Below are 22,944 nucleotides of genomic sequence, written 5' to 3' on the forward strand. Positions count from 1 at the left end.
GTCTGTCAGCTAACTGGGAGGAACTGACTATGCTGAGAAGGAATCTGATGCTCGCCGCCGCCTTTGGCGTCGCGCTGTTCTCCGGTGCGGCCTATGCCGCCGACCCGGTCTCGATCGTCTACATTCCGAAGAACACGGGCAATCCGTACTTCGATTCGATCATCAAGGGCTTCGAGGACGGCTGCAAGACGCTCGGCTGCGACTTCACCACCGTCGCACCGGCCTCGGCCGAGGCCACCTCGCAGATCCCGTTCGTCACCGCGCAGATCCAGCGCGGCGTCAACGTCGTCGCGATCTCGCCCAACAGCCCGGATGCGCTGAACCAGGTGTTCGACCGCGCCCGCGGCAAGGGCACGATCATCCTGTCGGTCAATTCCGACATGCCGGGCAACGAGGCGCACCGCGACGCCGCCATCCTGCCGGTCGATTTCACCAAGACCGGCCCGTCGCAGGTCGAACTGCTCGGCAAGCAGATCGGCTATGAGGGCGAGATCGCCATCCTCTCGGCCACCACCGACGCACCGGACCAGAACGTCTGGATCGCGGCGATGAAGGAAACCCTCGAGAAGGATCCGAAATACGCCAAGATGAAGCTGGTCACCATCGCTTACGGCGATGACGATCCGCAGAAGTCGACCACCGAGACCGAGGCGCTGCTCGCCAACTACCCGAACCTGAAGGGCATCATCTCGCCCACCACGGTCGGCGTCGCGGCCGCCGCCCAGGTCGTCGAGACGGCCAAGAAGGCCGACAAGGTCAAGGTCGTCGGTCTCGGCACGCCGAACCAGATGCGCCGCTTCATCGAAAACGGCACGGTCGAGGCGTTCCAGCTCTGGAGCCCCTACAACCAGGGCCTGCTCGCCGCCAACTTCGCCGTCGGCGTCAAAAACGGCTCGATCAAGAACGAGGCAGGCACGGTGTTCGAAGTGCCGGGCCTCGGCAAGGTGACCGTCGAGAAGGACAGCGTGATCAAGACGCAGGCCGACCTGACCACCTTCGACAAGAGCAACATCGCCGACTTCAACTTCTGATCCTTCGGCCGATCCCTCGTGCCCGCGACGCGCCTCAAGCCGTCGCGGGCATTTTCTTGCCGATCCCCGTGCGCGGACCTTCGGAGACCATCATGAACCGTTATGATTTCGACAATCGCGTCGCCGTCGTCACCGGCGGCGGCCAGGGCATCGGCCGTGAGGTCGCCGAGCGCATCCTCGCCGGCGGCGGCAAGGTCTCGATCTGGGACCGCGATGCCGCGCTGCTCGAAAAGACCGTCGCCGAACTCGGCGCGGATGTCGCGGAAGGCCGCGTCGTCGACATCGGCGATCTCGCCTCGGTCGAAAGCGCGACGCGGGCGACGATCGCGGCGCAGGGCCGGATCGACATCCTGATCAACAATGCCGCGATCGTCGGCCCCAACATGCCGACCTGGGAATATCCGCCTGAGGCCTTCATCGACGTCGTGCATGTCGGCCTGACCGGCACCTTCCATTGCTGCCGGTCGGTGGTGCCGCACATGATCGAGCGGAACTATGGCCGCATCGTCAATCTAAGCTCGATCGCCGGCAAGGAGGGCAATCCCAATGCGGTCGCCTATTCCGCCACCAAGGCGGCGGTGCTGGCGCTGACGAAATCACTCGGCAAGGAATTGGCGGGCAAGGACATTTCGGTCAATGCCGTGACGCCCGCGATTGCGAAGACGGCCGGCGCAATGGGCCAGTCGCCCGAACACATCGCCTATATCCTGGCGAAGATTCCACGCGGGAGAATGCTGGAGCTTTCGGAAGCCGCCTCGATGATCTGCTTCCTGGCGTCGGAGGAAAACTCCTTCACCACCGGCGCCACCTTCGATCTCTCCGGCGGCCGCGCGACCTACTGAGGCGACGCTCCGGCTTTCCCTCTCCCGCGAGCGGGAGAGGGAAGGGTGAGGGGCTTGCTTCTTCTGGCTTCGTTGGGGTGGGGCGGATCTTCGCGAAGACCCTCACCCCAGCCCTGTCCCGTGAACGGGAGAGGGAGCCCGCCTGAGTCAGGCGACGCCCTACGGCGTCGGGGCGTCGGCGCGGATCAGGCCTTCGTGTTTCAGCTCAGCCCATAGATCGGTCGGGATGTCGAGGCGGACCAGGTCGAGATTGGTTGTCACCTGTTCCGGCTTGAAGGCGCCGGGAATGACCGAGGCGACGGCCGGATGGTGCAGCGGGAACTGCAGGGCCGCCGCCGGCAGCGGCACGTTGTGGCGCTTGCAGACCTCGGCGATGCGGCGGGCCTTTTCCAGCACCTCCGGCGTCGGATCGAAGTAGTTGTACTTGGCGGCCGGCACCGGACCGGTGGCGTAGAGGCCGGACGAGAACACGCCGCCGATGATGATGCCGACGCCGCGCTCGACGCAGAGCGGCAGTTCTTCCGTCAGCGTCTCCTGTTCGCCCAGCGTGTAGCGCAGCGCCAGCAGGAAGAAGTCCATGTCGAACAGTTCGAGGAAGCGCGGGATCAGGCCGAGTTCATTGATGCCGGCGCCGATCGCGCCGATGCGACCGGCGGCCTTCAGGTCCGCAAGAGCGCGAAAACCGCCATTGGCGAGCTGGGCGAAGCCGGCCTGCACCATCGTCTCCGAGCCGCGATGCCACCAGTCGAGATCGTGGATCACCAGCGTGTCGACACGGTTCATGCCGAGGCGCTGCAGGCTGTCCTCATAGGCGCGCATGACGCCATCATAGCTGTAGTCGAAATAGTGATCGAAATGCAGGCCACCGGACCAGAAGCCGGTATCGAACTCGTCCGGCTTCCGGAGCGGCGCGCGCAGGATACGGCCGACCTTGGTCGAGAGGATCAGCTCGCCGCGCTCCTGCTTGTACAGGAAGCGGCCGACGCGGTGCTCGCTCTGCCCGCGGCCATACCAGGGCGCGGTGTCGAAGTAGCGGACGCCCGCGTCCCATGCCGATTTCAGCGTCGTCTCGGCATCGGCGTCCGATACCTTGGTGAACAGCTCGCCGAGCGGCGCGGCGCCGAAGCCGATCTGCGGCAGCATCACGTCGGTGCGGCCGAGTTGGCGGCGCTTGAATGGATCCATCGTCTCTCTCCCTTTCGCGGCCCCGCCTGCCGAGCCTGACCGCGCCTCACGCCTCGTATCGGCCTGGGGCAGTCATGCGTCATCCTCCCGGAGCAGGCGAGTCGACCCATAGAATGGCAGGATTGTGTGAACGTCAACACGGGCGCTGGGGCGTGGATCCGATATCCATCAATTCACATCAATCGGTGTGATATTCCTTGCTTGTCCTTGGGGGCGATGGCAGCTTGTCGGGACGAGGAAACGCGCATGGGATCGCCCGATCCATGCCCCTGATCCGCAAGAAGACAGGGTAGGGATGTAAACGTTATGTCAGGGAAACTACCGGGTGGCCGACGCCAGCCGACCATTCACGAAGTGGCGGCGACGGCCGGCGTCTCGATTGGAACCGTGTCGCGGGTCGCGAGCGAAAGCCCGCGCGTGGCGCCGGAGACGCGGGCCCGCGTGCTGGCGGCGATGGCCGAGCTCGGCTATCAGCCGAACGCGGCGGCGCGCGCCATGCGCACCAACCAGACGATGACAATCGGCTTCCTGATTCCTGACATGACCAACCAGGTGTTCGCCCGCGTCGCGCAGGGTGCGGAGACCGTGCTGGCGCCTGAGGGCTACATGCTGTTCGCCTTTTCGTCGAACCGCTCGCCGGCGCGCGAGATCGAGTTCCTGCAGGCCGCCCGCCAGCGCCAGATGGACGGGCTGATCGTGACGCTGTCGGACGAGACGGCAACCGGGACGATCGAGGAGATCGGCCGCATGGGCGTTCCGGTGGTGGTGCTCGATCGCGAGATCCCGGTCGAGGCCGACGTCGTCTACAGCGAGCACATGCAGCCGATCGAGACCGTCGTCGAGCAGCTGCTGCAGCTCGGCCATAGGCGTATCGGCCTGATCACCGCTTCGCACAATATCCGTCCCGGCCGCGACCGCGTCGCCGGTTTCAAGCGGGCGCTGGAAAAGGCCGGCGTGCCGATCGACGAATGGCTGATCCGCGCGCGGACGCAGAGCGCCGAGCGCGGCATGGCGGAGACGCACGATCTCCTGACCGGCGCCAATCCGCCGACCGCCATCCTCGCCGCCGGCAGCGACATATTCTATGGCTCGCTGAAGGCGGTGCGGCTGCTCGGCCTGTCGATCCCGGACGACATTTCCTTCGTCGGCGCCGACGACGCGCTGCTCGGCGAGTTGGTCTATCCGCCGATTACCGTCATCGACCGCGATATGGTCGATGTCGGGAGGCAGGCGGCGGGCCTGCTGCTCGAGCGGCTGAAAGGGCTCGACGTGCCGCCGCGCCGGATCATGCTCGGTAGCGACGTGCTGCTGCGCAGTTCGATTGCCGCGCCCAAAATTCGCTGACCTCAGGCGGCCCTCAGGCCGGCGGCGATCGCGGCCATCGGATGCGACGCCTTCGTCTCCGACAGGCGACCGACCTGGCAGCGGCAGGAAAAGCCGGTGGCGAGCACGGATGTTTCGTCGGCGAGCGCCGGCGCCCACGAGGCGTCGAACAGCGCCCGGCTCACCGCCTGCTGGCGCTGCTCGTGCCCGAACAGGCCCGACATGCCGCAGCAGCCGGTCTGCGTCGGCCGCACCGCGAGGCCGACGGCCGCGAACACTTCCTGCCATTGCTTGAGCGCCTGCGGCGCCGCCGAGGCCTCGGTGCAATGGACCATCAGCTTAGGCGCGCGCGCGCTCGACGACGCCTTCGGCCAGGGATCGCCGGCCGTGAGGCGCTGGCGCAGGAATTCCTGCACCAGCATGACTTTCGGCACGGAAGGCGCCACCTCGCGGAACTCGCTGCGGGTCATCAGCACGAAGGCGGGATCGACGCCGATCATCGGGCGACCGGTCTTCTCCAGTTCGTTGAGCGCCGCGATCTGTCGGCTGGCCAGTCGCGTGAAGCGCTTGCGCATGCCCTTCACATGCGCCGCCTTGGAGCCGGGCGGCAGCGTCACGATGACCGGCCGGTAGCCGAGCGCCGCTAGCCCGTCGCAGACCGCGGCGACCGCCGCCGTGTCGAACGTCGCGGTGAAGGCATCTTCCAGGACGAGAACGGTCTTGTCCTCGCTGGCGATCGTGGCCGCATCCGTGTGGCGGATGACGGAGTGGCCGAGTTGCCCGAGCCCGCGTGCGGAAATCGCCGGCAGGTCGACGAAGCCGAGCAGCGGCGCCGCCAGCCGGTAGGCCAGCGGGGCCAGGCGGCGGGCGAGCGGCCGCGTCGCCGCGATGAACGGCGCCAGCGCCTCGACGGCCGCGGCGGCGTGGTCGCGCAGCGGCCGGCGCCGCGTTGCGTGATAGGCTTCGAGGAAGCGCGATTTCAGCATCGGGATGCTGACATGGGCCGGGCAGGCGCTGCCGCATGCGTTGCAGCCGAGGCAGCTGTCGAGCGCGGCATGGGCGTCGGCCGCGATCTTGTCGCGTTCGGCTTCGCCGGCCGCCTCGGCCTGGCGCCAGCGCCGCACGATCTCGGCGCGCCCCTTGGGCGACTGCGTGAGGTCGCGCGTCGCCTTGAAGGACGGGCAGATCGGCACCGTCTTGCTGTAGTTGAGGCAGGAGGCGTTGCCGTTGCAGTGGAAGGCCGGTTCGAACGGCAGGTCGGCCGGTGCGTTGCCCTGGCGGAACGGCATGTCGACGATGCCGATCGGCCGGCGTGAGACGGTGACAAGCTTGCCGGGATTGAAGCGCTCCTGCGGGTCGAAGGCGTGCTTGATCCGCTGCAGGGCGGCATAGGCGACCGGGCCGACATAGTCCGGCAGGTAGGCGCCGCGAATGCCCTTGCCGTGCTCGCCCCAGAAGATGCCGCCATGCCGCGTGCAGAGCGCGTAGACGGCGTCGGAGATGGCCTTGAAGGTCGCCTGGTCGGCCTTGTCGTCGAGGTCGAGGGCCGGGCGGACATGCAGGCAGCCGACATCGATATGGCCATAGATGCCATAGCGCAGGCCGTGCTCCTTCATGATCGCGTCGAAGCCCTCGACGAAGGCGACGAGGTTTTCGACCGGAACGACGCAATCCTCGACGAAGGCGACGGGGCGGCGGGCACCCTCGCGCTTTCCGAGCAGGCCGACGGCGGCGGCGCGGGTCGACCACAGCCTGGCGCTGTCGGCGGCGTCGCGGGCGCAATAGCTGCCGATGACGCCGGGAAGCGTCGCCGCGTCGGCGGTCAGCCTGCCGACGGCGGCGTCGAGCGCATTCGCGTCCTCGCCGACGAACTCGACGAACAGGTAGGAGATGCGGTCGTCCGCCTCGCCGCGGATGGCGGGCGGCAGGCTGTCCATGAGACCGGCTTCGCGGGCGAGCCGCTGCACCCAGTCGTCCATGATCTCGATCGCCAGCGGCTCGTGGCGGAGCAGCGGTGTTCCGGCCGCCAGCGCGGCGGCGAAATGGTCGAAACCGATGACGACGAGGCGCTTGTGCCGCGGCAGCGGCGTCAGCTTCAGGCGGATGCGGGTCGCCAGCCCCAGTGTGCCCTCGGCGCCGAGCGGCAGCCGCCACCATTCGAGCCGGTCCGGCGCCGGGCGGGCGCGCTCAAGGTCGTAGCCGGTGAAGCGCCGCGAGATCCGTGGCGTGTTCTCGATCAGCGCGTCGCGGCCGGCGTCGCAGGCCTCTGCCACCGCCTCCAGCATCGGCGCGGCCCAGTCGGGCGGGGTGGCGAGGCTGTCGAGGACGCGGCCGCCATCGACGACCAGTTCGAGGCCGAGCACGTTGTCGCTGGTCTTGCCGTAGATGCGCGAGCCCTTGCCTGAGGCGTCGGTGCTGATCATGCCGCCGATGGTGCAGCGGTTCGAGGTCGAGGTGTTGGGCGCGAAGAACAGGCCAGTATGGGCGATCGCGGCATTCAGCTCGTCGAGCACGATGCCCGGCTCGACCTCGACCCAGCTCTCGGCCTCGTTCAGCGCCAGGATGCGCGTCATGAAGCGCTGGAAATTGACGATGATGCCGCGGTTCAGGCTCTGGCCGTTGGTGCCGGTGCCGCCGCCGCGCGCGGTGATCGGCATGCGGCGGAACTCGTCCCGGTCGGCGATCGCCAGCAGGGTGGCGACATCGGCGGCGTCGCGCGGCGCGACGATCAGGTCGGGCTCGATCTCGTAGACGCTGTTGTCGGTCGACATGGCGGCGCGGGCGGCATGGTCGTGCGCGATCTCGCCGCGAAAGCCGGCGGCGCGGAGCTCGGCGTCGAAGCTGGTGAAGGACGCGACGGCCGGGGGCGCGGCCGCGAGGGCGGTTCGGGACATGGGAAGGCCTTTCGAGAGCCGCCATTGAACCATGCCGCCGTTCTTCGTAACATTGGAATGAAATGAAAAAACATTCGAAAAATTCGAACATTGGAATGCGCCACTTCCGCGCCGCGCTGGCGCTTGCCGAGGCGCAGTCCTTCACGCGCGCCGCCGACATGCTGGGGATCGTGCCCTCCGCTCTCACCGAGACGATCAAGCAGATCGAGGCGGATGGCGGCGTCCGCCTGTTCGACCGCGACGCGCGGCCGGTGACGCCGACCGAGGCGGGTCGGGAATTCCTCGTCGCCGCGCGCCGCGTGGTCTCCGATTTCGAGGCGGCGCTGCACGATTTGCGCCGGGTCGGCGGCGTCGAGCGTGGCGCGGTGACCGTGGCGGCGGCGCCCTCCGTCGTGCTGTTCCATCTCGCGCCGGCGCTGACGCGCTTCCGCGCCGCGCATCCGGCCGTCGAGGTCACGGTACATGACGACATCGCCGAGCGGGTCGGTTCGCTGGTGCTGGAGCGGGTGGCGGATTTCGGCATCGCCGAGCCCTGGCACCTCACCGATCAGCTTTCCTACGAACCGTTCCATGTCGATCCGTTCGTGCTGGTCTGCCATCGCGATCATCCGCTCGCCGGGCGCGCCGCCGTCGATCTCGCCGAAATCCCGGCCGGCGAGGTGATCTCGCTCGATCAGCATACCGGCACCGGCAAGCTGATCGCGGCCGCGCCCGAAATCCCGCCCGCCTTCCGCGCCGGGCCGCTCAGGGCACATGGCACGATCGCGCAGCTGACGATGATCTCGCAGGGCATGGGCGTGGCGCTGATGCCGAAGCTCGCCGCCTCTGTGCTGCAGAGCCCGGCGGTGCGCCGGGTGGGCTTGCGCGACGTCTCTTTGCGCCGCACGCTCTGCATCGTCACCAGGGCCCGGATCGGGCTCTCGCCAGCGGCTGAGGCGCTGCTCGATTGCCTCCGGCCGCTCGGATCGATCGATCAGGACTGATTTTTCGAAGAATGGGCGTCGGCGAGGACGAATCGCCGCGATCGCGTCCTTCAATTCCGTCCGTCCTCGTTCAAAGCGGAGCAAGGAAGGTCTTGTTGTTAATGGAGATTGAGCTCGGATTATTGTTTGAACTCATATGAATTTCCGTGTAGTGGACGAAGGCTGCCTGACCAAATGCACGCATGGAGAAGCGCGATGTCCCACGATCCCGTCTCGGCGCAGCCGAAGGGCAAGCTCGTCATTCGCAACATCGGATTGGTGCTGAGCGGCGCCATGGAGAATCCGATCCTTGATGCGGATACGATCATTGCCGTCGACGGCAAGATCGCGGCCATCGGGCGCGCCAAGGATCTCGACGTGGACCAGGCCGATCAGGTGATCGACGCCAACCAGGCGGTCGTGGCGCCGGGCTTGATCGACAGCCATGTCCATCCCGTCGCGGGTGACTGGACACCGCGCCAGAGCCAGCTGAACTGGATCGACAGCACCATGCATGGTGGTGTGACCACCATGATCTCGGCCGGTGAGGTGCATACGCCCGGCCGTCCGACCGATATCGTCGGCCTGAAGGCGCTCGCCATCGCCGCGCAGCGTACCTTCACCGCCTTCCGTCCCGGCGGCGTCAAGATCCATGCCGGAGCGCCGATCATCGAGCAGGGCATGGTCGAGCAGGATTTCAAGGACCTCGCCGACGCAGGCGTGCGTCTTCTGGGCGAGATCGGCCTCGGCAGCGTCAAGGATGGCGAAACGGCCGGCAAGATGGTCGCCTGGGCGCGCAAATACGGCATCCAGTCGACCATCCACACCGGCGGCCCCTCCGTTCCGGGCTCGGGCCTGATCGGCGCCGACGTGGTTCTGGCGGCCGGCACCGACGTCGTCGGCCACATCAATGGCGGCCACACCGCGCTGCCGGATCGCGAGATCCGCTGCATCTGCGAAGGCTGCAAGGCCGGCCTCGAGATCGTTCACAACGGCAATGAGCGCGCGGCGCTCTTCGCGCTGCGCACGGCGCGCGAGATGGGTGAGATGGAGCGCGTCATCCTCGGCACCGACGGCCCCGCCGGCTCGGGCGTGCAGCCGCTCGGCATCCTCCGCATGGTGTCGCTGCTCTCCTCGCTCGGCGACGTGCCGGCCGAGATCGCGATCTGCTTCGCCACCGGCAACACGGCGCGCATGCGCAGCCTCGACTGCGGCCTGATCGAAGTCGGCCGTCCCGCCGATTTCGTCTTCCTCGCCAAGGCGATGCATTCGGCCGGCCGCGACATGCTCGACAGCATCCAGCTCGGCGACCTGCCGGGCGTCGGCATGATCGTCATCGACGGCATCGTCCGCTCCGGCCGCAGCCGTAACACGCCGCCGGCCGAGCGCCTGCCCTTCGTCTGCAACTGATCCACGCGTCCGCCCACCCCAGGAGCTTCACATGACCGATGTCGTCGTCCGGAAATTCCTTCTCCGCATCGAGGAGATCTTTCACGAGGGCGGACCCGTTTCCGCCAATCCGCCGCGTCGCGGCACGATCATGGCGGTCATCAAGAACCCCTATGCCGGCCGTTATGTCGAAGACATCACCGGGCTGATGGAAGACCTGAAGCCGCTCGGTCTGCAGATGTCGAAGCGCCTGCTCGAAGCGCTGGGCGGCGATGCCTCCGCGATCGAGGGCTATGGCAAGGGCGCCATCGTCGGCGAGGGCGGCGAACTCGAGCACGGCGCTCTCTGGCACGTCCCCGGCGGCTACGCCATGCGCGAACTGCTCGGCGAAGCCAAGGCGATCGTCCCCTCGAGCAAGAAGGTCGGCGGCGTCGGCGCGGCGATCGACATTCCGATCACCCATGTCAACGCCTCCTATGTCCGCAGCCATTTCGACGCGATCGAGGTCAACGTCCCCGACGCGCCGCGTGCCGACGAGATGGTCGTGATCCTCGCCATGACCACGGGCTCGCGCGTCCATGCCCGCGTCGGCGGCTTGGCCGTGGCAGACATCAAGGGCGAGGACGGCCTGCGATGAGCCGCGTGATCCGCAAGATCGTCACGACGCTCGAGGAGACCCTGATCGAGGGCGATGTTGTTCTGCCGGCCCCGACCCGCAAGGTCTCGGCCGTGGCCGTCGTCTCGAACTCGGCCTCTGGCCACTATGTCGAGAATCTCGATGAGCTGATCGCGCTTGGCGAGGAGCTGGGCGACCTGCTGCCGCGCCGCGCCGTAGCCCTGCTCGGTATCCCCGGCGATCAGGTCGAGAGCTTCGGCAAGGCGGTCATCGTCGGCGCCGAGGGCGAGTTCGAGCATGCCGCCGCCATCATGCACCCAAAGCTCGGCGCGCCCTTCCGCGCCGTGCTCGGCAAGGGCGACGCGCTGATCCCGTCGGCCAAGAAGCGTGCCAAGATCGGCGCCGTCATCGACGTGCCGCTCGGTCACAAGGACCATGCGCGCGTGCGCAGCCATTTCGATGCGATGGAGATCCGCATTCCGGATGCGCCGCGCGCCAACGAGATGGTCGTCGCGATCGCGATCACCGATTCCGGCCGGCCGCTCGCCCGTGTCGGCGGCCTGCGCAAGGAAGACATCGGCCAGTAGGCTGGTCTGGCATAGCCTCCATGGTCAGGGGTCGCTGCGCGAGCAGCGGCCCTTTTTTGTTGTGCGGGAGCTTGGGGCGGATGTTGCCCGCAGACCCTCGCCCGCTTGCGGGAGAGGGTTGGGTGAGGGGCTTGCCTTGATGCTCACCGAGCCGTTCGCCTCACGCCTTGGCGGCGATCTCCGCCCGGATTTCGTCGCCATGCTCGTCGAGGCGCGGCGAGCGCTTCGACAGCGCCAGCTCGCCGCCCGACATGGTGATCGGCGTGCGCACGCCGGGAATGCCGTCGACATTGATCCGCATGCCGCGCGCCAGCACCTGCGCGTCGGTGAAGACGTCCTCCAGCGTGTTGATCGGTCCGGCCGGCACATGCGCCACCGCGAGCTTCGCCAGCAGCGCGTCGCGCGGCCACTTTGCCAGCTCGGCGCCGATCGCCTCGGTCAGCGCGACGCGGTTGGCGACGCGGCTCGCATTGGTGAGAAAGCGCGCATCCGTCGCCAGTTCAGGCCGGCCGATCACCTCGGCGAAGCGGGCGAACTGGCCGTCATTGCCGACGGCGAGGATCAGGTGGCCGTCGGCGACCGCGAAGGTCTGGTAGGGCGCGATGTTGGGGTGCGCATTGCCGAGGCGGCGCGGCGGCTTGCCGGTGGCGAGGAAATTCATCGCCTGGTTGGCGAGCACGCCCACCGAGGTGTCGAGCAGCGCCATGTCGATGTGCTGGCCGAGCCCGGTGCGCTCGCGCTGCGCCAGCGCCGCCTGGATGGCGATGACGCTGTAGAGGCCGGTGAAGATGTCGGAAAACGCCACGCCGATCTTCTGCGGCTCACCTTTGGGGTCGCCGGTCAGGTCCATGATCCCTGCCATGCCCTGAATGAGAAAGTCGTAGCCGGCCCGCTCTCGATAGGGGCCGGTCTGGCCAAAGCCGGTGATCGAGCAATAGACGAGGCGGGGATTGATCGTCTTCAGGCTCTCATAGTCGAGCCCGTATTTGACGAGGCCGCCGACCTTGAAGTTCTCGATCACGACATCGGCGTCGCGGATCAGCGCCCGCACCATTTCGACGCCTTCCGGCGTGCGGAAATCGGCGGCGATCGAACGCTTTCCCCGGTTGCAGGCGTGGAAATAGGCCGCTGATTTCTCGCCGCCATCCTCGATGAAGGGCGGGCCCCAGGTGCGCGTGTCGTCGCCCTCGGGGCTTTCGACCTTGATCACGTCGGCGCCGAGATCGGCCAGCGTCTGGCCGGCCCAGGGGCCGGCCAGGATGCGCGCCAGCTCGATGACTTTCAGTCCCTCGAGCGGCTGCATCAGAAGAAGGCCTGGATGCCGGTCTGGGCGCGGCCGAGAATCAGCGCGTGCACGTCGTGCGTGCCCTCATAGGTGTTGACCGTCTCAAGGTTCTGGGCGTGGCGCATGACGTGATATTCGATCTGGATGCCGTTGCCGCCATGCATGTCGCGGGCCTGGCGGGCGATGTCGAGCGCCTTGCCGCAATTGTTGCGCTTGACCAGCGAGACCATCTCGGGCGCCGCCTGGCCTTCGTCGAACAGCCGGCCGACGCGCAGCGACGCCTGCAGGCCGAGCGCGATCTCGGTCTGCATGTCGGCAAGCTTCTTCTGGAAAAGCTGCATGCCGGCAAGCGGCTTGCCGAACTGCTTGCGGTCGAGGCCGTACTGGCGGGCGCGGAACCAGCAATCCTCGGCGGCGCCAAGCACGCCCCAGGAAATGCCGTAGCGGGCGCGGTTCAGGCAGCCGAACGGCCCCTTCAGCCCGGCGACGTTCGGCAACAGCGCGTCTTCCGGCACTTCGACGTTGCTCATGACGATCTCGCCGGTGATCGAGGCGCGCAGCGAAAGCTTGCCGCCGATCTTCGGCGCCGAAAGGCCCTTCATGCCCTTTTCGAGGATGAAGCCGCGGATGGCGCCGTCATGCGCCTCGGACTTCGCCCAGACGACGAAGACGTCGGCGATCGGCGAGTTGGAGATCCACGTCTTGGCGCCGTTGAGGACATAGCCGCCCTCGGTCTTCTTCGCCGTCGTGATCATGCCGGCCGGATCGGAGCCGGCGTCGGGCTCGGTCAGGCCGAAGCAGCCGATCCATTCGCCGGTCGCGAGCTTCGGCAGGTACTTCTGCCGCTGTGCCTCGCTGCCATAGGCGTAGATCGGGTACATCACCAGCGACGACTGCACGCTCATCATCGAGCGATAGCCCGAATCGATGCGCTCGACCTCGCGCGCCACCAGGCCATAAGCGACATAGGAAGCGCCGACGCCGCCATATTCGGCCGGCACGGTGACGCCGAGCAGGCCGGTCTCGCCCATCTCGCGGAAGATCTCGGGATCGGTCAGTTCGTCGAGATAGGCCTTTTCGACGCGCGGCAGCAGGCGATCGGCGGCGAAGGCCTTGGCCGTGTCGCGGATCATCCGCTCTTCGTCCGTCAGTTGCGCTTCGAAATGAAACGGGTCGTCCCAGACGAAGCGCGACAGAGCGGGCTGGTCCTTCGGCTTCAGGGTCGGCTTCTGTTCGGACATGGTTCTCACCTCTGGCGGTTTGGCGGACGGCGCGCGGCCTGCGGCAGGGCGCGCCTCCGGAAGGATCGCCGTGAAACTAGCAAATCCCCGCGCGTCACGATAACAAGCCTTTCCGTGAAGTTGATGAGCGTGGCTCATAGGAGTTCGGGAGGAAATCCATGCGCGAAGGCTATATCCCGACGATTTCCGAGCTGCAGGCCTTCTCCGCCTGCGCGCGGCTCGGCACGACGACGCGCGCGGCGCAGGCGCTGAACCTGACCCAGAGCGCCGTCAGCCGCTCGGTCGGGACGTTGGAGGAGCGGCTCGGCGTGCGGCTTTTCCTGCGCGTGAAGCAGCGGCTGATCCTTTCCGACGCCGGCCGCGCGCTCAACCGCGAATCGGACCGCCTGCTTGACGAGTTGCGCCAGGCGGCGATGACGGTGATGGCGTTCGGCGGCCATGCCGACGTGCTGCGTCTCGCCGTGCTGCCGACCTTCGGCTCGACCTGGCTGGTGCCGCGGCTCGCCGCCTATCGGGCGATCGCGCCGGATCTCACCTTCGACATTTCGGCGCGGCTGGAGGCGGTGGATTTCGAGGCGGACGGCTTCGATGCCGCGATCCAGCGCGGCGACCATCGTCCCGGCGGCGCCCATGCCGACGTGCTGATGCCGGAAGAACTGGTGGTGCTCGCGGCGCCGGCGCTGCTCGGCGGCCGGCGTGTGCTGCCGGACGAGGAACTCTCGCGCATGCCGCTGTTGCAGCAATCGACCCGGCCGACGCTCTGGCTCGACTGGTTCCGGGACGCCGGCCTCGACAGCCGCACCATCCTGCGCGGCGCCCGCTTCCAGCATTTCGACATGGTCGTGCATGCGGCGGTTGCCGGCCTCGGCGTCGCGCTGGTTCCCGAGGTGGTGGCGCGGACGGCGCTGGCGGCGGGCGACCTGGTGCTGGCGTCCGAGCGACGGCTGACCGGCGACCAGCCCTATACGCTGATCTATCCGCACCGCAGCCAGCAGAGGGAAGGCTTCATGCGCTTCCGCGACTGGCTGCTGCGGCAGGTCGATCGATAGGCGGTCAGTCCTCGCTGATCCGCTGCAGGAGTTCCAGCAGCAGGGCCTGTTCGGCGGCGGAAAGTGGCGCCAGCAGCCGGTTGCCGGCCTCGTTGCTCTTGGCGAGCCGGTCGAGCGTGTAGTCGACGCCCTTGTTCGTCAGCGTGATGATCACCATCCGCTGGTCGGTGCTCGACGTGCCTCTCGTCACCAGCCCGAGCTTGCGCAATTTGCGCACGACGAGGCTGATCGTCGAGGGATCCATCGCCGTCAGGCGGCCGAGATGGTTCTGCGAGACCTCGCCATGGCGCAGGATGGTGGCCAGCGCCGCGAACTGGGTCGGCGTCAGATCCTCGCCCGCCATGACCTGCTGGAAGCAGGTCGTGGCGCGCTGATGGACCTTGCGGATGATATGGGCCGGGTGGTGGTCGAGATCGTAGCCGGTTTCCGCGATCCGTTCCGCGATCTCCGACCGGCTGTAGCTCTTGCCTGCGGCGGGCTCGTCGCCGCCCACGCCGTCCTGGCTCGTTTCTTCAATCAAAAGGTGTAGCCCCTTGCCGCGCTGTCGTTAAGACAAGCCTTAAACCTGACGCAGCGCAAGGCCGTCCTTCAGCGAAGCAACCACGTCGGCTGCGTTAGTCACAATACCGAAATGGGTGGCGATGTCGTAGAGCGAACTCTCCTGTTCGCGCGGGCCGGTTGCGGCGCAGCAATCCTGCGGAACGACGACGTCGTAGCCGATGAAGAAGGCGTCGTGGACCGTCGAGCGGACGCAGATGTTGGTGACCACGCCGAACACCACGACCTGGGTGATCTGCATGTCCTTCAGCGTCATGTCGAGGTCGGTCTGGAAGAAGGCCGAATAGCGGCGCTTGATGATGTGGATCTCGTCGTCGCGGGCGCCCAGATCCTCGATGATCTCCGTGCCCCAGGTGCCCTCGACGCAATGCGGGGTGCGCTTCACCCATTCGCGGTCGCGGCGCATGTTGGCGCGGTGGACGTCATGCACCCAGAAGACCGGGGCGCCGACGGCGCGGGCGGCCTCGATCACTTCGAGCTGCTGCGGCACCAGAGTCTCGTAGCCCGGCAGCACCATCGCGCCGCCCGGCTTGCAGAATTCGTTGATCATGTCGACGACGATGACCGCCGTGCGCGCCGGGTCGAGCGTCAGCGTCTCGCCATGGCGATGATCCGAGAAAACGTCAGCACTCATATGATCCTCCATGTCGGCAACGCGGTGTCGTCCGCCTCCTGGCGGCGGTCCATCACGCCCTCAATGCTCCAAACTTTATTTGGCTAGTAAGTATATTAGCAGCGCGATGTCAACCGGATCAAGCGAGGTGCCCGCCTGCCCCATATTTGATCTACGTGACTGATTTCGATGCAGTTTTTGAAAATGAGTAGCGCCCTTCAAGGTGCATTGACAAAGGCCCGGATTCGATCTGATTATTGTATGACTATCAATGAATGGAGGGGTCGAGGGGACCGTTCTCGTCATTGATCGGAGGGACTTCCATGCTCATTCGCAAGCTAACCGTTTCGCGCCTGATGCTAGCCAGCGCCATGACCGTCCTGGCTGCCATGTCTCCGTCGATGGCCAGCGCCGAGGGGATCACCCTCAAGGTGTTCGGCGGCTCGGCGCTCAACAAGCTGGCCCCGCGCCAGACGCCCGACGTCCAGAAAGCCATTCAGGACAAGGTGATCGCCGGCTTCCTGGCCGAGCATCCCGAGGTCAAGGCGGTCGAGTGGGACGCCCAGGGCCCGCAGGCCAATGACGTGCAGCGCCTGATGACGGCGCGCCTCGCCAATCAGGAAATGGACCTGATCGCCTGCTCGGCCTTCTACACCAACGGCGCCTATGTCCGCCGTGGCCTGGTTCGTCCGATCACCAAGGAAATCGAGGCGTTTTCCGCCAATCTCGACCAGCCGGCGATCGGCGCCTTCACGGTGCGCGGCGAAGTCTACGCCGTTCCGATCACGACGATGTCGACCTCGACCATCTTCTACAACAAGAAGCTGTTCGCCGATCTCGGCATTCCGGTCCCGCCGACCTATGAGGACCTGAAGGCCGCGGCGCCGAAGCTTGCCGCCGCCGGCGTCATTCCACTGCTGCACCAGGGCTCGAACACGCCGATGTGGCCGATGTGGTACTTCGAGACCTTCGCCCAGTCCTCGGGCGACCCGATCGGCCGCACCACGGCGATCCTCGACGGCAAGGCCAAGTTCAACGATCCCGACGGCGTCGCCGCCTTCGCGCTGCTGAAGCAGTGGGTCGATGACGGCATCCTCTCGAAGGACTCCCTCGCGGTCGACCAGGACGGCATGCGCTCGGCCTTCGCCAGCGGCAAGAGCGCCATGTATTACGGCGGCACCTGGGAAGTTCCCTCGCTCCAGGAGAGCGTGAAGGACTTTGAATGGGGCGTGTTCGCCTTCCCGAAGATGCCAGGCACCCCGGGCGAGCCGAAGCATGGCGGCGGCGCCGACAACGGCATGTGCATGTCGGCGACGATCGCGCCGGAGAAGGTCGATGCCGCCGTCGCCTTCATGGGCTATCTGACCAAGCCGGAGGTTGCGACGCTCTATCTCGAGCCCGAGCAGCCGCTCGCCACCTCGGTCAAGGGCGTGCCGGTCGTCGAGGACGCCTATGCCAAGGACCTGCGCGCCAGCGCCTTCCCGAACACGGTCAAGTTCCTCGACTGGGTCTGGCCGGCGGAAATCGCGACGGCCGTCTCGTCGTCGATCGCCGGCGTCGTCGGCGGCCAGCTGACGCCGCAGCAGGCGGCCGATGCGGTGCAGGCCGTCTATGACGATCTGGTCGCCCAGGGCAACTGGCCGCCGCAGGACTAAGTCCACCGAACGCAGAAGCGAGCCCCGGTTTCGGCTTGAAGCCGGGGCTTTCGCAGGTTGACCGGCGCTTTCGCGCCGGCGTGGCCGCGGCTTTCGCACGGGCCGTTGCCGGAACGGATCATCGACAAGGACGAGACCATGACCCCCCTGAGCTCGAAGCCGCAGCGCTTCTCCATCGGCTACCACCTCAACAGCTGGGACCTCGAGGGCCTGCCGCTGCAGCCGGCCCTGAAGTTCCTGGCCGAGCAGGGCTTCGGCTGGTTCGAGATCCTGGCGTTCACCAGCCTTTCCGACCAGTTCGCCCGCAAGTACATGCAGCTCGGCCACCAGGCGCCGATGGGCGTCACCACCGACACCGACATCCTGCGCCGCTACGCGATCCTGTCGAAGGCGCAGAGCGAGCTCGGCATTCGCCTGTCGTCGCTCTACGTCAATGCGGTGTTCACCAATCCGGTCGCCTGGGAATATGAGCGCGACGTGCTGCTGTCGCTCGCCCGCCTGCTCAAGGGCTTCGGCTCGCCCGTGCTGGTGCTGGGCGGCGGACCGTCGGTCGCTTCCGGCAATGCGCATGAGGCGCAGGACTACCGCGATTTCGCCCGCTCGCTCGAGGACATCGGCCGTCGCACCAAGGATCTCGGCATCGATACGGTCTATCATCCGCATCTCGACACCTTCGTCGAGAACCGCGAGCAGCTCGACCGACTGATGGACGTGCTCGACACCTCCGTCGCCGGCCTCTGCATCGACCCGGCCCATCTGGCGCAGACCTATTCCGACCCGGTCGACGCGGTGAAGACCTACATCTCCGCCGTTCGTTACATGCATCTGAAGGACACCAAGGTCGATCCGGCCCTGAAGGGTTATGATCGCTACGCCGCCTTCTGCGAACTCGGCGCCGGCGTCGTCGACCTGAAGGGCCTCGTCAAGGTGCTGCTCGACGCCGAATATGCCGGCCTCGCCATCGTCGAGCTCGACGCGTCGCAGAAGACGGCCGAGCAGAGCACGCTCGAGAGCATCGACTATCTGAAGAACACGCTCGGCCTCGTGCTGACCCCCGGCGGCGCGGCGTAGCGATGGCGAACCTGTCGGCAATTTCTGGTGAGAGCGTGCGGGTCGTCCCGCGCGCTTCCCTGGCGAGGCGCCTGGGCCGCAGCGATGGCTTTGTCGCGGCGATGATGATCCTGCCGGCAGCCATCCTCTTCACGCTGTTCTTCCTATGGCCGTTTTTCAACGGCCTTTGGCTCAGCTTCCATCGCTGGGACGGTTTTTCGCCGCCGCGCTTCATCGGGGCGGCGAATTATCTGCGACTGACCAAGGACGCCATCTTCCTCGGCGCGCTGAAGAACAGCTTCATCTTCGTGATCCTGAGCCTGCTGCTGAAGAACGGGCTCGGCCTCGCGCTGGCGCTGCTGCTGAACCGGGTCACCTTCGCGCGCGCCTTCATCCGCGCCTCGGTCTTCGTGCCGGTAACGATCTCCTTCGTCGCGGCCGGCCTGCTCTGGTCGTGGATTTATAATCCGGTGTTCGGCCTGCTGAACGCCGGGCTCGATCTCGTCGGCCTTGCCTCGTGGAAGCGCAGCTGGCTCGGCGATGCCAACACGGCGCTCTATGCCGTCATCGCCGTCGATGTCTGGAAATGGCTCGGCTTCCACGCCGTCATCTATCTCGCCGGCCTGCAGACGATCCCGTCCGAGCTCTACGAGGCGGCGCGGGTCGACGGCGCCAGCGCCTGGCGCCGCTTCTGGCACATCACGCTGCCGCTTATGGTGCCGGTGGTCTTCATCAATTCCATCCTGAGCCTCTCCGGCGCCTTCGTCCGCAATTTCGATATCGTGCACGTCCTGACCCAGGGCGGACCCAACCACGCCACCGAGGTGGTGATCACGGCCATGGTCAAGGCGGCTTTCAACGAGAGCCAGATGGGCTATGCCGCCGCCATGGGCTACACGCTGTTCGTCCTCGTCGGCGGGCTCTGTGCGGCGCTCGTCTACTGGCTCGGTCGCACGAGGTTCAAGGTCTGATGGCTACGTCCCCCGCCCACGCCGCGCAACCGGTCGCGCCGCTCTCCTTCGCGCAGGTGCTCGAGCGGCTCGGCATCTATGCCGCGCTGGTGATCGTGCTGTTCCAGACGCTCTATCCGCTGCTCTGGGTGCTGTTCGGTTCGTTGAAGACCAAGTCCGAGCTGATCAACAATGTCTGGGGGCCGCCCTCCAGCCTGGTCTTCGACAACTACATCCAGGCCTGGAAGATGGCCGACATGGGGACGCGCATCTTCAACAGCGTCACTGTGACGGTGCTGTCGCTGGCGATCCTCCTCGTTGTCGTGACGCCCTGCAGCTATGCGCTGGCGCGGCTGCGCTTCCCCGGCCGCAACCTGATCACCGGCCTCGTCGTCGGCTCGATGCTGGTGCCGCCGCAGGTGCTGGCGATCCCGCTCTTCATGGTGGCGCGCGACCTCGGCATCATCAACTCGACCATCGGCATCTGCTTCATCTACGCCGCGTCGATCATGCCGCTGTCGATCTTCATCATGCGCAGCTTCTTCATGTCGCTGCCGTTCGATCTCGAGGACGCCGCCCGCGTCGACGGGGCAGGGCGGGTGACGATCCTGTTCAGGATCATGCTGCCGCTGGCGCGTCCGGGCATGGCGCTGATCATCATCTTCGGCTTCATCGAGGTCTGGAACGACTTCTTCCTGGCTTTCCTGCTGCTCAGGCAGCCGGACGTGCAGACCATCCCGCTCGGGCTGGTCAACTTCTTCCAGCAGTACGACTCCCTGTGGAACCTCTATTTCGCAGCGTTGATGATCACCACCCTGCCGGTGATCGCCCTGTTCGTGCTGATGCAGCGGCAGTTTATTGCCGGCCTGACCGCCGGCGCAGTGAAGGCTTGAGAATGACAAAGCGCAAGATCGGTGTCGGCGTCGTCGGCTGCGGCGAGATCGCCCAGCTCATGCATCTGCCGATCATCAAGGAACTCCCGGAGCTGGAGATCGCGGCGCTCTGCGATCTATCCCGCCAGGTCGTCGACAGCCTCGGCGACGCCTATGGCGTGGCCGGCCGCTACACCGACCATCGCGACCTGATCAACGATCCGGCCGTCGACGTCGTGGTGATCTGCACCTACGACCACGGTCCGATCATCGAGGACGTGATCGCCGCCGGCAAGCACTTCACCGTCGAGAAGCCGCTCGCCTTCACGGCCGAAGAGGCCGCGCCGCTCATCGAGAAGGCGAAGGCCAGGGGCATCATCGGCCTGGTTGGCTACATGAAGCTCTATGATCCCGGCTACGTGCTCGGCATCGAGCGCATGGCCTCGATCGAGGCGCTGAAGCAGATCCACGTCCACAACTTCGCCGGCCGCTTCGACCGCTACCAGGGCCTCTACACCCAGGTTCGCGGCACCGATGTCGACCCGGCCAGCCTCGCCGCCGGTCGCGAAGCCGCCGACGCCCGCATCGAGGCCTCGCTCGGCGCCGATCATGCCGGCTACAAGAATCTCTATCTGATGCTCCTGATGCTCGGCAGCCATAACCTCGCCGTGCTGCGCGGCGCCTTCGGCGTCGCCGAGAGCGTCGAATACGCCAAGGCGATCGATCCCAACCACATCTTCGCGCTCTTGAATTTCGCCAATGGCGTGCCCTGTGTGTTCGAGGTTTCGTTCGGCGCGCAGTATGAGTGGTGGGACGAATGGATCGCCGCCTATGGCAAGCATGACGAAGTCCGCGTCGACTTCCAGAACCCCTATGTCCGCAACACGGCCGCGACCGTGACCATCCGCGAACCGCGCGGCAACGGCCCGTCCGAGGTGGTTGTCCCCGGCAAGCCCGACACCGCGTTCCGCCAGCAGTGGCTGCACTTCATCGATTGCCTGCATAATGGTGCGGCGCCGCGCACCAGCCTGGAGGGCGGCCTCGAGGACCTGAAGCTGGCGCAGGCGATCATCCGCGCTCTGCCGCCCAGCCCGAAAGAGGTGAAGTGATGCGGATTGTCATCACCGGCTCCAGCGGCCTGCTCGGCCGGCATGTCGCGGCGGCCGCGGTCGCCGCCGGCCACGACGTGCTCGGGATCGACACCGTGCCGCCTACAGAGGGCGGCTGGCGCCACGTCACCGCCGACCTGACCGATCTCGGCGTCGCGCTGCAACTGGTGCGCAATGCCGACGCGGTCTTCCACATCGCCGCCATCCCGCGCCCGACCGGACGCGCCGAGGCGGAGGTGTTCCAGACCAACATGGCGCTGGCCTACAATGTCATCGAGGCGGCCGCTCTCTCGGGTGTCGGCCGCTTTGTCTACGCCTCGTCGTTCAGCATCTTCGGCTATCCCTTCTTCACCAACTGGCCGAAGCAGCTCTACCTGCCGATCGACGACAACCATCCCGCCGGTCCGCAGGACGCCTACGGGCTTTCGAAGTGGCTGGGCGAGGAGATGGTACAGGCGGCGGTCGCGCGCGGCGCCTTCTCGGCCGTCAGCCTGCGCATGCCGTGGGTGCAGACGCCGGAAGGCTTCGCCGGGCAGATCGGTCCCCGCCGCGCTTCGGGCGATGCCGGCCGTGACCTCTGGTCCTATATCGACGCGCGCGATGCGGCGGACGCCTTCCTGCTGGCGCTCGAAGCGCCGGTCGAGGGCCATGCCCGCGTCATGATCAGCGCCGCCGACAGCTACATGGACGCGCCGACCGCCGAACTGGCGGCGAATGCCTTCCCGCAGGCGCGGCAGGGCGCGCTGCCGGGCTTCGCCAGCACCTTCGACCTCGACAATGCGCGGAAGACGCTGGGCTACGAGCCCCGTCATTCCTGGCGCGACTATCCGAAAGCATGATTGGAGACCGTCAATGACGCGGTTCGTGGACAAGATCGTTGTGGTGACAGGCGGCGCGGGCGCCATCGGGCAGGCGGCCGTGCGCTGCTTCCTCGCTGAGGGCGCGGCGGGCGTCGCCATCCTCGATCAGGATGGCGGCCGCGCCGAGGCGCTGGCGACTGAACTCGGCGAGCGCGCGTTTGCCGTTTCGGCTGATGTCACCGAGCCGGCGGCCGTCGACAAAGCGCTTGCCGCCGTCGTCGACCGCTTCGGCCGCATCGACGTGCTGTTCAACAATGCCGGCATCTCCGGCACCCCGGCGCCGGTCTATGACCTGCCGCTGGAGGAATGGGACCGCGTCATCCGGATCAACCTGCGCGGTATCTTCATCGTCCAGCAGGCCGTCGTCCGCATCATGATAGCTCAGAAGCAGGGCGGCGCCATCGTCAACATGGGCTCGTCCATGGCGGGCTGGGACGTGCTGCCGGGCGGCTCGCCCTATACCGCCAGCAAGCATGCCGTCGTTGGCCTCACCAAGGTCGCCGCGCTCGATTGCGCCGCCTATGGCATCCGCGTCAATGCGATCTGCCCGGGCGTGATCCAGACGACGCTGGGTGTTCCGGCAGCCGACCAGGCTGCCTTCGAGGCGAGCACCAAGCGCTTCTCCGACCGCATTCCGCTGCGCCGCATCGGCCAGCCCGAGGACGTCGCGGCGGCGGTCGCCTTCCTCGCCAGCGATGACGCCCGCCACGTCACCGGCGTCGACTGGCTGATCGATGGCGGCCAGACGCTGCTGAGCTGGGCCAACGCCCCCGATGCTGATGCGTTCCCGCGCCTGATCTAGGCGCCGGCGTCACGCCTTTGGCGTGGCTTCGGGACGGACAAGAAGAAAGGGGCGACGCCGGTCTGGCGTCG

At 66.7% G+C, this 22,944-nt stretch carries 21 protein-coding genes; 15 read left to right on the top strand and 6 right to left on the bottom strand.

Going from position 1 to position 22,944, the window contains the following annotated elements; all coding sequences use genetic code 11:
* Positions 1 to 29: 29 nt before the first annotated feature.
* Together OSH07_RS02620 and OSH07_RS02625 are read left to right on the top strand one after the other, a co-directional pair.
* Positions 30 to 1,031: a substrate-binding domain-containing protein gene (locus OSH07_RS02620; protein ID WP_266337043.1), complete on the top strand. Its 1,002-nt coding sequence runs from the start codon at positions 30 to 32 to the stop codon at positions 1,029 to 1,031.
* Between the two features lie 92 nt (positions 1,032 to 1,123).
* Positions 1,124 to 1,873, top strand: coding sequence for an SDR family NAD(P)-dependent oxidoreductase (locus tag OSH07_RS02625; protein ID WP_266337044.1), 750 nt, complete (start codon positions 1,124 to 1,126; stop codon positions 1,871 to 1,873).
* Positions 1,874 to 2,032: 159 nt separating this feature from the next.
* On the opposite strand, the gene OSH07_RS02630 is transcribed toward OSH07_RS02625, so the two are convergent.
* A complete protein-coding gene (locus OSH07_RS02630) occupies positions 2,033 to 3,058 on the bottom strand; it encodes an aldo/keto reductase (RefSeq protein WP_266337045.1) in 1,026 nt (341 codons plus the stop codon).
* Positions 3,059 to 3,364: 306 nt separating this feature from the next.
* Between OSH07_RS02630 and OSH07_RS02635 the strand changes: the two genes are divergently transcribed.
* Positions 3,365 to 4,402 carry a LacI family DNA-binding transcriptional regulator gene (locus OSH07_RS02635; RefSeq protein ID WP_266337046.1) on the top strand — a complete coding sequence of 346 codons (1,038 nt, stop codon included), beginning with the start codon at positions 3,365 to 3,367 and terminating at the stop codon, positions 4,400 to 4,402.
* 2 nt (positions 4,403 to 4,404) lie between these two features.
* Here OSH07_RS02635 and OSH07_RS02640 read toward each other — a convergent pair whose 3' ends face one another.
* Positions 4,405 to 7,275 carry an FAD-binding and (Fe-S)-binding domain-containing protein gene (locus OSH07_RS02640; RefSeq protein WP_266337047.1) on the bottom strand — a complete coding sequence of 957 codons (2,871 nt, stop codon included), beginning with the start codon at positions 7,273 to 7,275 and terminating at the stop codon, positions 4,405 to 4,407.
* 95 nt (positions 7,276 to 7,370) lie between these two features.
* On the opposite strand from OSH07_RS02640, the gene OSH07_RS02645 reads away from it, so the two are divergent.
* From OSH07_RS02645 to OSH07_RS02660, 4 genes are all read left to right on the top strand, one after another.
* Positions 7,371 to 8,258 carry a LysR family transcriptional regulator gene (locus tag OSH07_RS02645; RefSeq protein WP_266337048.1) on the top strand — a complete coding sequence of 296 codons (888 nt, stop codon included), beginning with the start codon at positions 7,371 to 7,373 and terminating at the stop codon, positions 8,256 to 8,258.
* A gap of 195 nt (positions 8,259 to 8,453) precedes the next feature.
* On the top strand, positions 8,454 to 9,647 hold the full coding sequence (locus OSH07_RS02650) for an amidohydrolase family protein (protein ID WP_266337049.1): 1,194 nt from the start codon (positions 8,454 to 8,456) through the stop codon (positions 9,645 to 9,647).
* A 31-nt stretch (positions 9,648 to 9,678) separates the two neighbouring features.
* Positions 9,679 to 10,263, top strand: a complete 585-nt coding sequence (locus tag OSH07_RS02655) for an amino acid synthesis family protein (protein ID WP_266337050.1) — start codon at positions 9,679 to 9,681, stop codon at positions 10,261 to 10,263.
* On the top strand, positions 10,260 to 10,829 hold the full coding sequence (locus OSH07_RS02660; protein ID WP_266337051.1) for an amino acid synthesis family protein: 570 nt from the start codon (positions 10,260 to 10,262) through the stop codon (positions 10,827 to 10,829). Before OSH07_RS02655 ends, OSH07_RS02660 begins: the two co-directional genes overlap by 4 nt.
* Before the next feature lie 160 nt (positions 10,830 to 10,989).
* Here the strand turns inward: OSH07_RS02660 and OSH07_RS02665 are convergent, their stop codons facing one another.
* Positions 10,990 to 12,132 (bottom strand): CaiB/BaiF CoA transferase family protein, encoded by a 1,143-nt coding sequence (locus tag OSH07_RS02665; protein WP_266337052.1) that lies wholly within the window; start codon positions 12,130 to 12,132, stop codon positions 10,990 to 10,992.
* A complete protein-coding gene (locus OSH07_RS02670; protein WP_266337366.1) occupies positions 12,132 to 13,310 on the bottom strand; it encodes an acyl-CoA dehydrogenase in 1,179 nt (392 codons plus the stop codon). The genes OSH07_RS02665 and OSH07_RS02670 overlap by 1 nt, the downstream gene beginning before the upstream one ends.
* Before the next feature lie 203 nt (positions 13,311 to 13,513).
* On the opposite strand from OSH07_RS02670, the gene OSH07_RS02675 reads away from it, so the two are divergent.
* The gene (locus tag OSH07_RS02675; RefSeq protein ID WP_266337053.1) at positions 13,514 to 14,404 is read left to right on the top strand and encodes a LysR substrate-binding domain-containing protein; all 891 of its coding nucleotides are present in this window, start codon (positions 13,514 to 13,516) and stop codon (positions 14,402 to 14,404) included.
* Positions 14,405 to 14,408: 4 nt separating this feature from the next.
* Here the strand turns inward: OSH07_RS02675 and OSH07_RS02680 are convergent, their stop codons facing one another.
* Both OSH07_RS02680 and OSH07_RS02685 read right to left on the bottom strand, forming a co-directional pair.
* Positions 14,409 to 14,924, bottom strand: coding sequence for a MarR family winged helix-turn-helix transcriptional regulator (locus tag OSH07_RS02680; RefSeq protein ID WP_277614103.1), 516 nt, complete (start codon positions 14,922 to 14,924; stop codon positions 14,409 to 14,411).
* A 39-nt stretch (positions 14,925 to 14,963) separates the two neighbouring features.
* Positions 14,964 to 15,596 carry a cysteine hydrolase family protein gene (locus tag OSH07_RS02685; protein WP_266337054.1) on the bottom strand — a complete coding sequence of 211 codons (633 nt, stop codon included), beginning with the start codon at positions 15,594 to 15,596 and terminating at the stop codon, positions 14,964 to 14,966.
* A gap of 302 nt (positions 15,597 to 15,898) precedes the next feature.
* Between OSH07_RS02685 and OSH07_RS02690 the strand changes: the two genes are divergently transcribed.
* From OSH07_RS02690 to OSH07_RS02720, 7 genes are all read left to right on the top strand, one after another.
* Positions 15,899 to 17,230 carry an extracellular solute-binding protein gene (locus tag OSH07_RS02690; RefSeq protein ID WP_266337055.1) on the top strand — a complete coding sequence of 444 codons (1,332 nt, stop codon included), beginning with the start codon at positions 15,899 to 15,901 and terminating at the stop codon, positions 17,228 to 17,230.
* Positions 17,231 to 17,368: 138 nt separating this feature from the next.
* Positions 17,369 to 18,301 (top strand): sugar phosphate isomerase/epimerase family protein, encoded by a 933-nt coding sequence (locus OSH07_RS02695; RefSeq protein ID WP_266337056.1) that lies wholly within the window; start codon positions 17,369 to 17,371, stop codon positions 18,299 to 18,301.
* A 35-nt stretch (positions 18,302 to 18,336) separates the two neighbouring features.
* The gene (locus tag OSH07_RS02700) at positions 18,337 to 19,251 is read left to right on the top strand and encodes a carbohydrate ABC transporter permease (protein WP_266337057.1); all 915 of its coding nucleotides are present in this window, start codon (positions 18,337 to 18,339) and stop codon (positions 19,249 to 19,251) included.
* Positions 19,251 to 20,123: a carbohydrate ABC transporter permease gene (locus OSH07_RS02705; RefSeq protein WP_266337058.1), complete on the top strand. Its 873-nt coding sequence runs from the start codon at positions 19,251 to 19,253 to the stop codon at positions 20,121 to 20,123. The genes OSH07_RS02700 and OSH07_RS02705 overlap by 1 nt, the downstream gene beginning before the upstream one ends.
* Before the next feature lie 2 nt (positions 20,124 to 20,125).
* Positions 20,126 to 21,211 (top strand): Gfo/Idh/MocA family protein, encoded by a 1,086-nt coding sequence (locus OSH07_RS02710; protein WP_266337059.1) that lies wholly within the window; start codon positions 20,126 to 20,128, stop codon positions 21,209 to 21,211.
* Positions 21,211 to 22,050: an NAD-dependent epimerase/dehydratase family protein gene (locus OSH07_RS02715; RefSeq protein WP_266337060.1), complete on the top strand. Its 840-nt coding sequence runs from the start codon at positions 21,211 to 21,213 to the stop codon at positions 22,048 to 22,050. Before OSH07_RS02710 ends, OSH07_RS02715 begins: the two co-directional genes overlap by 1 nt.
* Before the next feature lie 13 nt (positions 22,051 to 22,063).
* Positions 22,064 to 22,873 carry an SDR family NAD(P)-dependent oxidoreductase gene (locus tag OSH07_RS02720; RefSeq protein WP_266337061.1) on the top strand — a complete coding sequence of 270 codons (810 nt, stop codon included), beginning with the start codon at positions 22,064 to 22,066 and terminating at the stop codon, positions 22,871 to 22,873.
* The last annotated feature ends 71 nt before the right edge of the window (positions 22,874 to 22,944 follow it).

It is taken from the genome of Kaistia nematophila, from assembly GCF_026343855.1.
GTDB classification, from domain to species: Bacteria; Pseudomonadota; Alphaproteobacteria; order Rhizobiales; family Kaistiaceae; genus Kaistia; species Kaistia nematophila.

Excerpts from the sequence above, each read along its gene's own strand:
- OSH07_RS02685 (WP_266337054.1), bottom strand. The coding sequence starts at position 15,596 with ATGAGTGCTGACGTTTTCTCGGATCATCGCCATGGCGAGACGCTGACG.
- OSH07_RS02690 (WP_266337055.1), top strand. The coding sequence starts at position 15,899 with ATGCTCATTCGCAAGCTAACCGTTTCGCGCCTGATGCTAGCCAGCGCC.
- OSH07_RS02705 (WP_266337058.1), top strand. The coding sequence starts at position 19,251 with ATGGCTACGTCCCCCGCCCACGCCGCGCAACCGGTCGCGCCGCTCTCC.
- OSH07_RS02620 (WP_266337043.1), top strand. The coding sequence starts at position 30 with ATGCTGAGAAGGAATCTGATGCTCGCCGCCGCCTTTGGCGTCGCGCTG.
- OSH07_RS02720 (WP_266337061.1), top strand. The coding sequence starts at position 22,064 with ATGACGCGGTTCGTGGACAAGATCGTTGTGGTGACAGGCGGCGCGGGC.
- OSH07_RS02710 (WP_266337059.1), top strand. The coding sequence starts at position 20,126 with ATGACAAAGCGCAAGATCGGTGTCGGCGTCGTCGGCTGCGGCGAGATC.
- OSH07_RS02675 (WP_266337053.1), top strand. The coding sequence starts at position 13,514 with ATGCGCGAAGGCTATATCCCGACGATTTCCGAGCTGCAGGCCTTCTCC.
- OSH07_RS02665 (WP_266337052.1), bottom strand. The coding sequence starts at position 12,132 with ATGCAGCCGCTCGAGGGACTGAAAGTCATCGAGCTGGCGCGCATCCTG.
- OSH07_RS02650 (WP_266337049.1), top strand. The coding sequence starts at position 8,454 with ATGTCCCACGATCCCGTCTCGGCGCAGCCGAAGGGCAAGCTCGTCATT.
- OSH07_RS02645 (WP_266337048.1), top strand. The coding sequence starts at position 7,371 with ATGCGCCACTTCCGCGCCGCGCTGGCGCTTGCCGAGGCGCAGTCCTTC.
- OSH07_RS02695 (WP_266337056.1), top strand. The coding sequence starts at position 17,369 with ATGACCCCCCTGAGCTCGAAGCCGCAGCGCTTCTCCATCGGCTACCAC.
- OSH07_RS02625 (WP_266337044.1), top strand. The coding sequence starts at position 1,124 with ATGAACCGTTATGATTTCGACAATCGCGTCGCCGTCGTCACCGGCGGC.
- OSH07_RS02655 (WP_266337050.1), top strand. The coding sequence starts at position 9,679 with ATGACCGATGTCGTCGTCCGGAAATTCCTTCTCCGCATCGAGGAGATC.
- OSH07_RS02640 (WP_266337047.1), bottom strand. The coding sequence starts at position 7,275 with ATGTCCCGAACCGCCCTCGCGGCCGCGCCCCCGGCCGTCGCGTCCTTC.
- OSH07_RS02660 (WP_266337051.1), top strand. The coding sequence starts at position 10,260 with ATGAGCCGCGTGATCCGCAAGATCGTCACGACGCTCGAGGAGACCCTG.
- OSH07_RS02635 (WP_266337046.1), top strand. The coding sequence starts at position 3,365 with ATGTCAGGGAAACTACCGGGTGGCCGACGCCAGCCGACCATTCACGAA.
- OSH07_RS02630 (WP_266337045.1), bottom strand. The coding sequence starts at position 3,058 with ATGGATCCATTCAAGCGCCGCCAACTCGGCCGCACCGACGTGATGCTG.
- OSH07_RS02715 (WP_266337060.1), top strand. The coding sequence starts at position 21,211 with ATGCGGATTGTCATCACCGGCTCCAGCGGCCTGCTCGGCCGGCATGTC.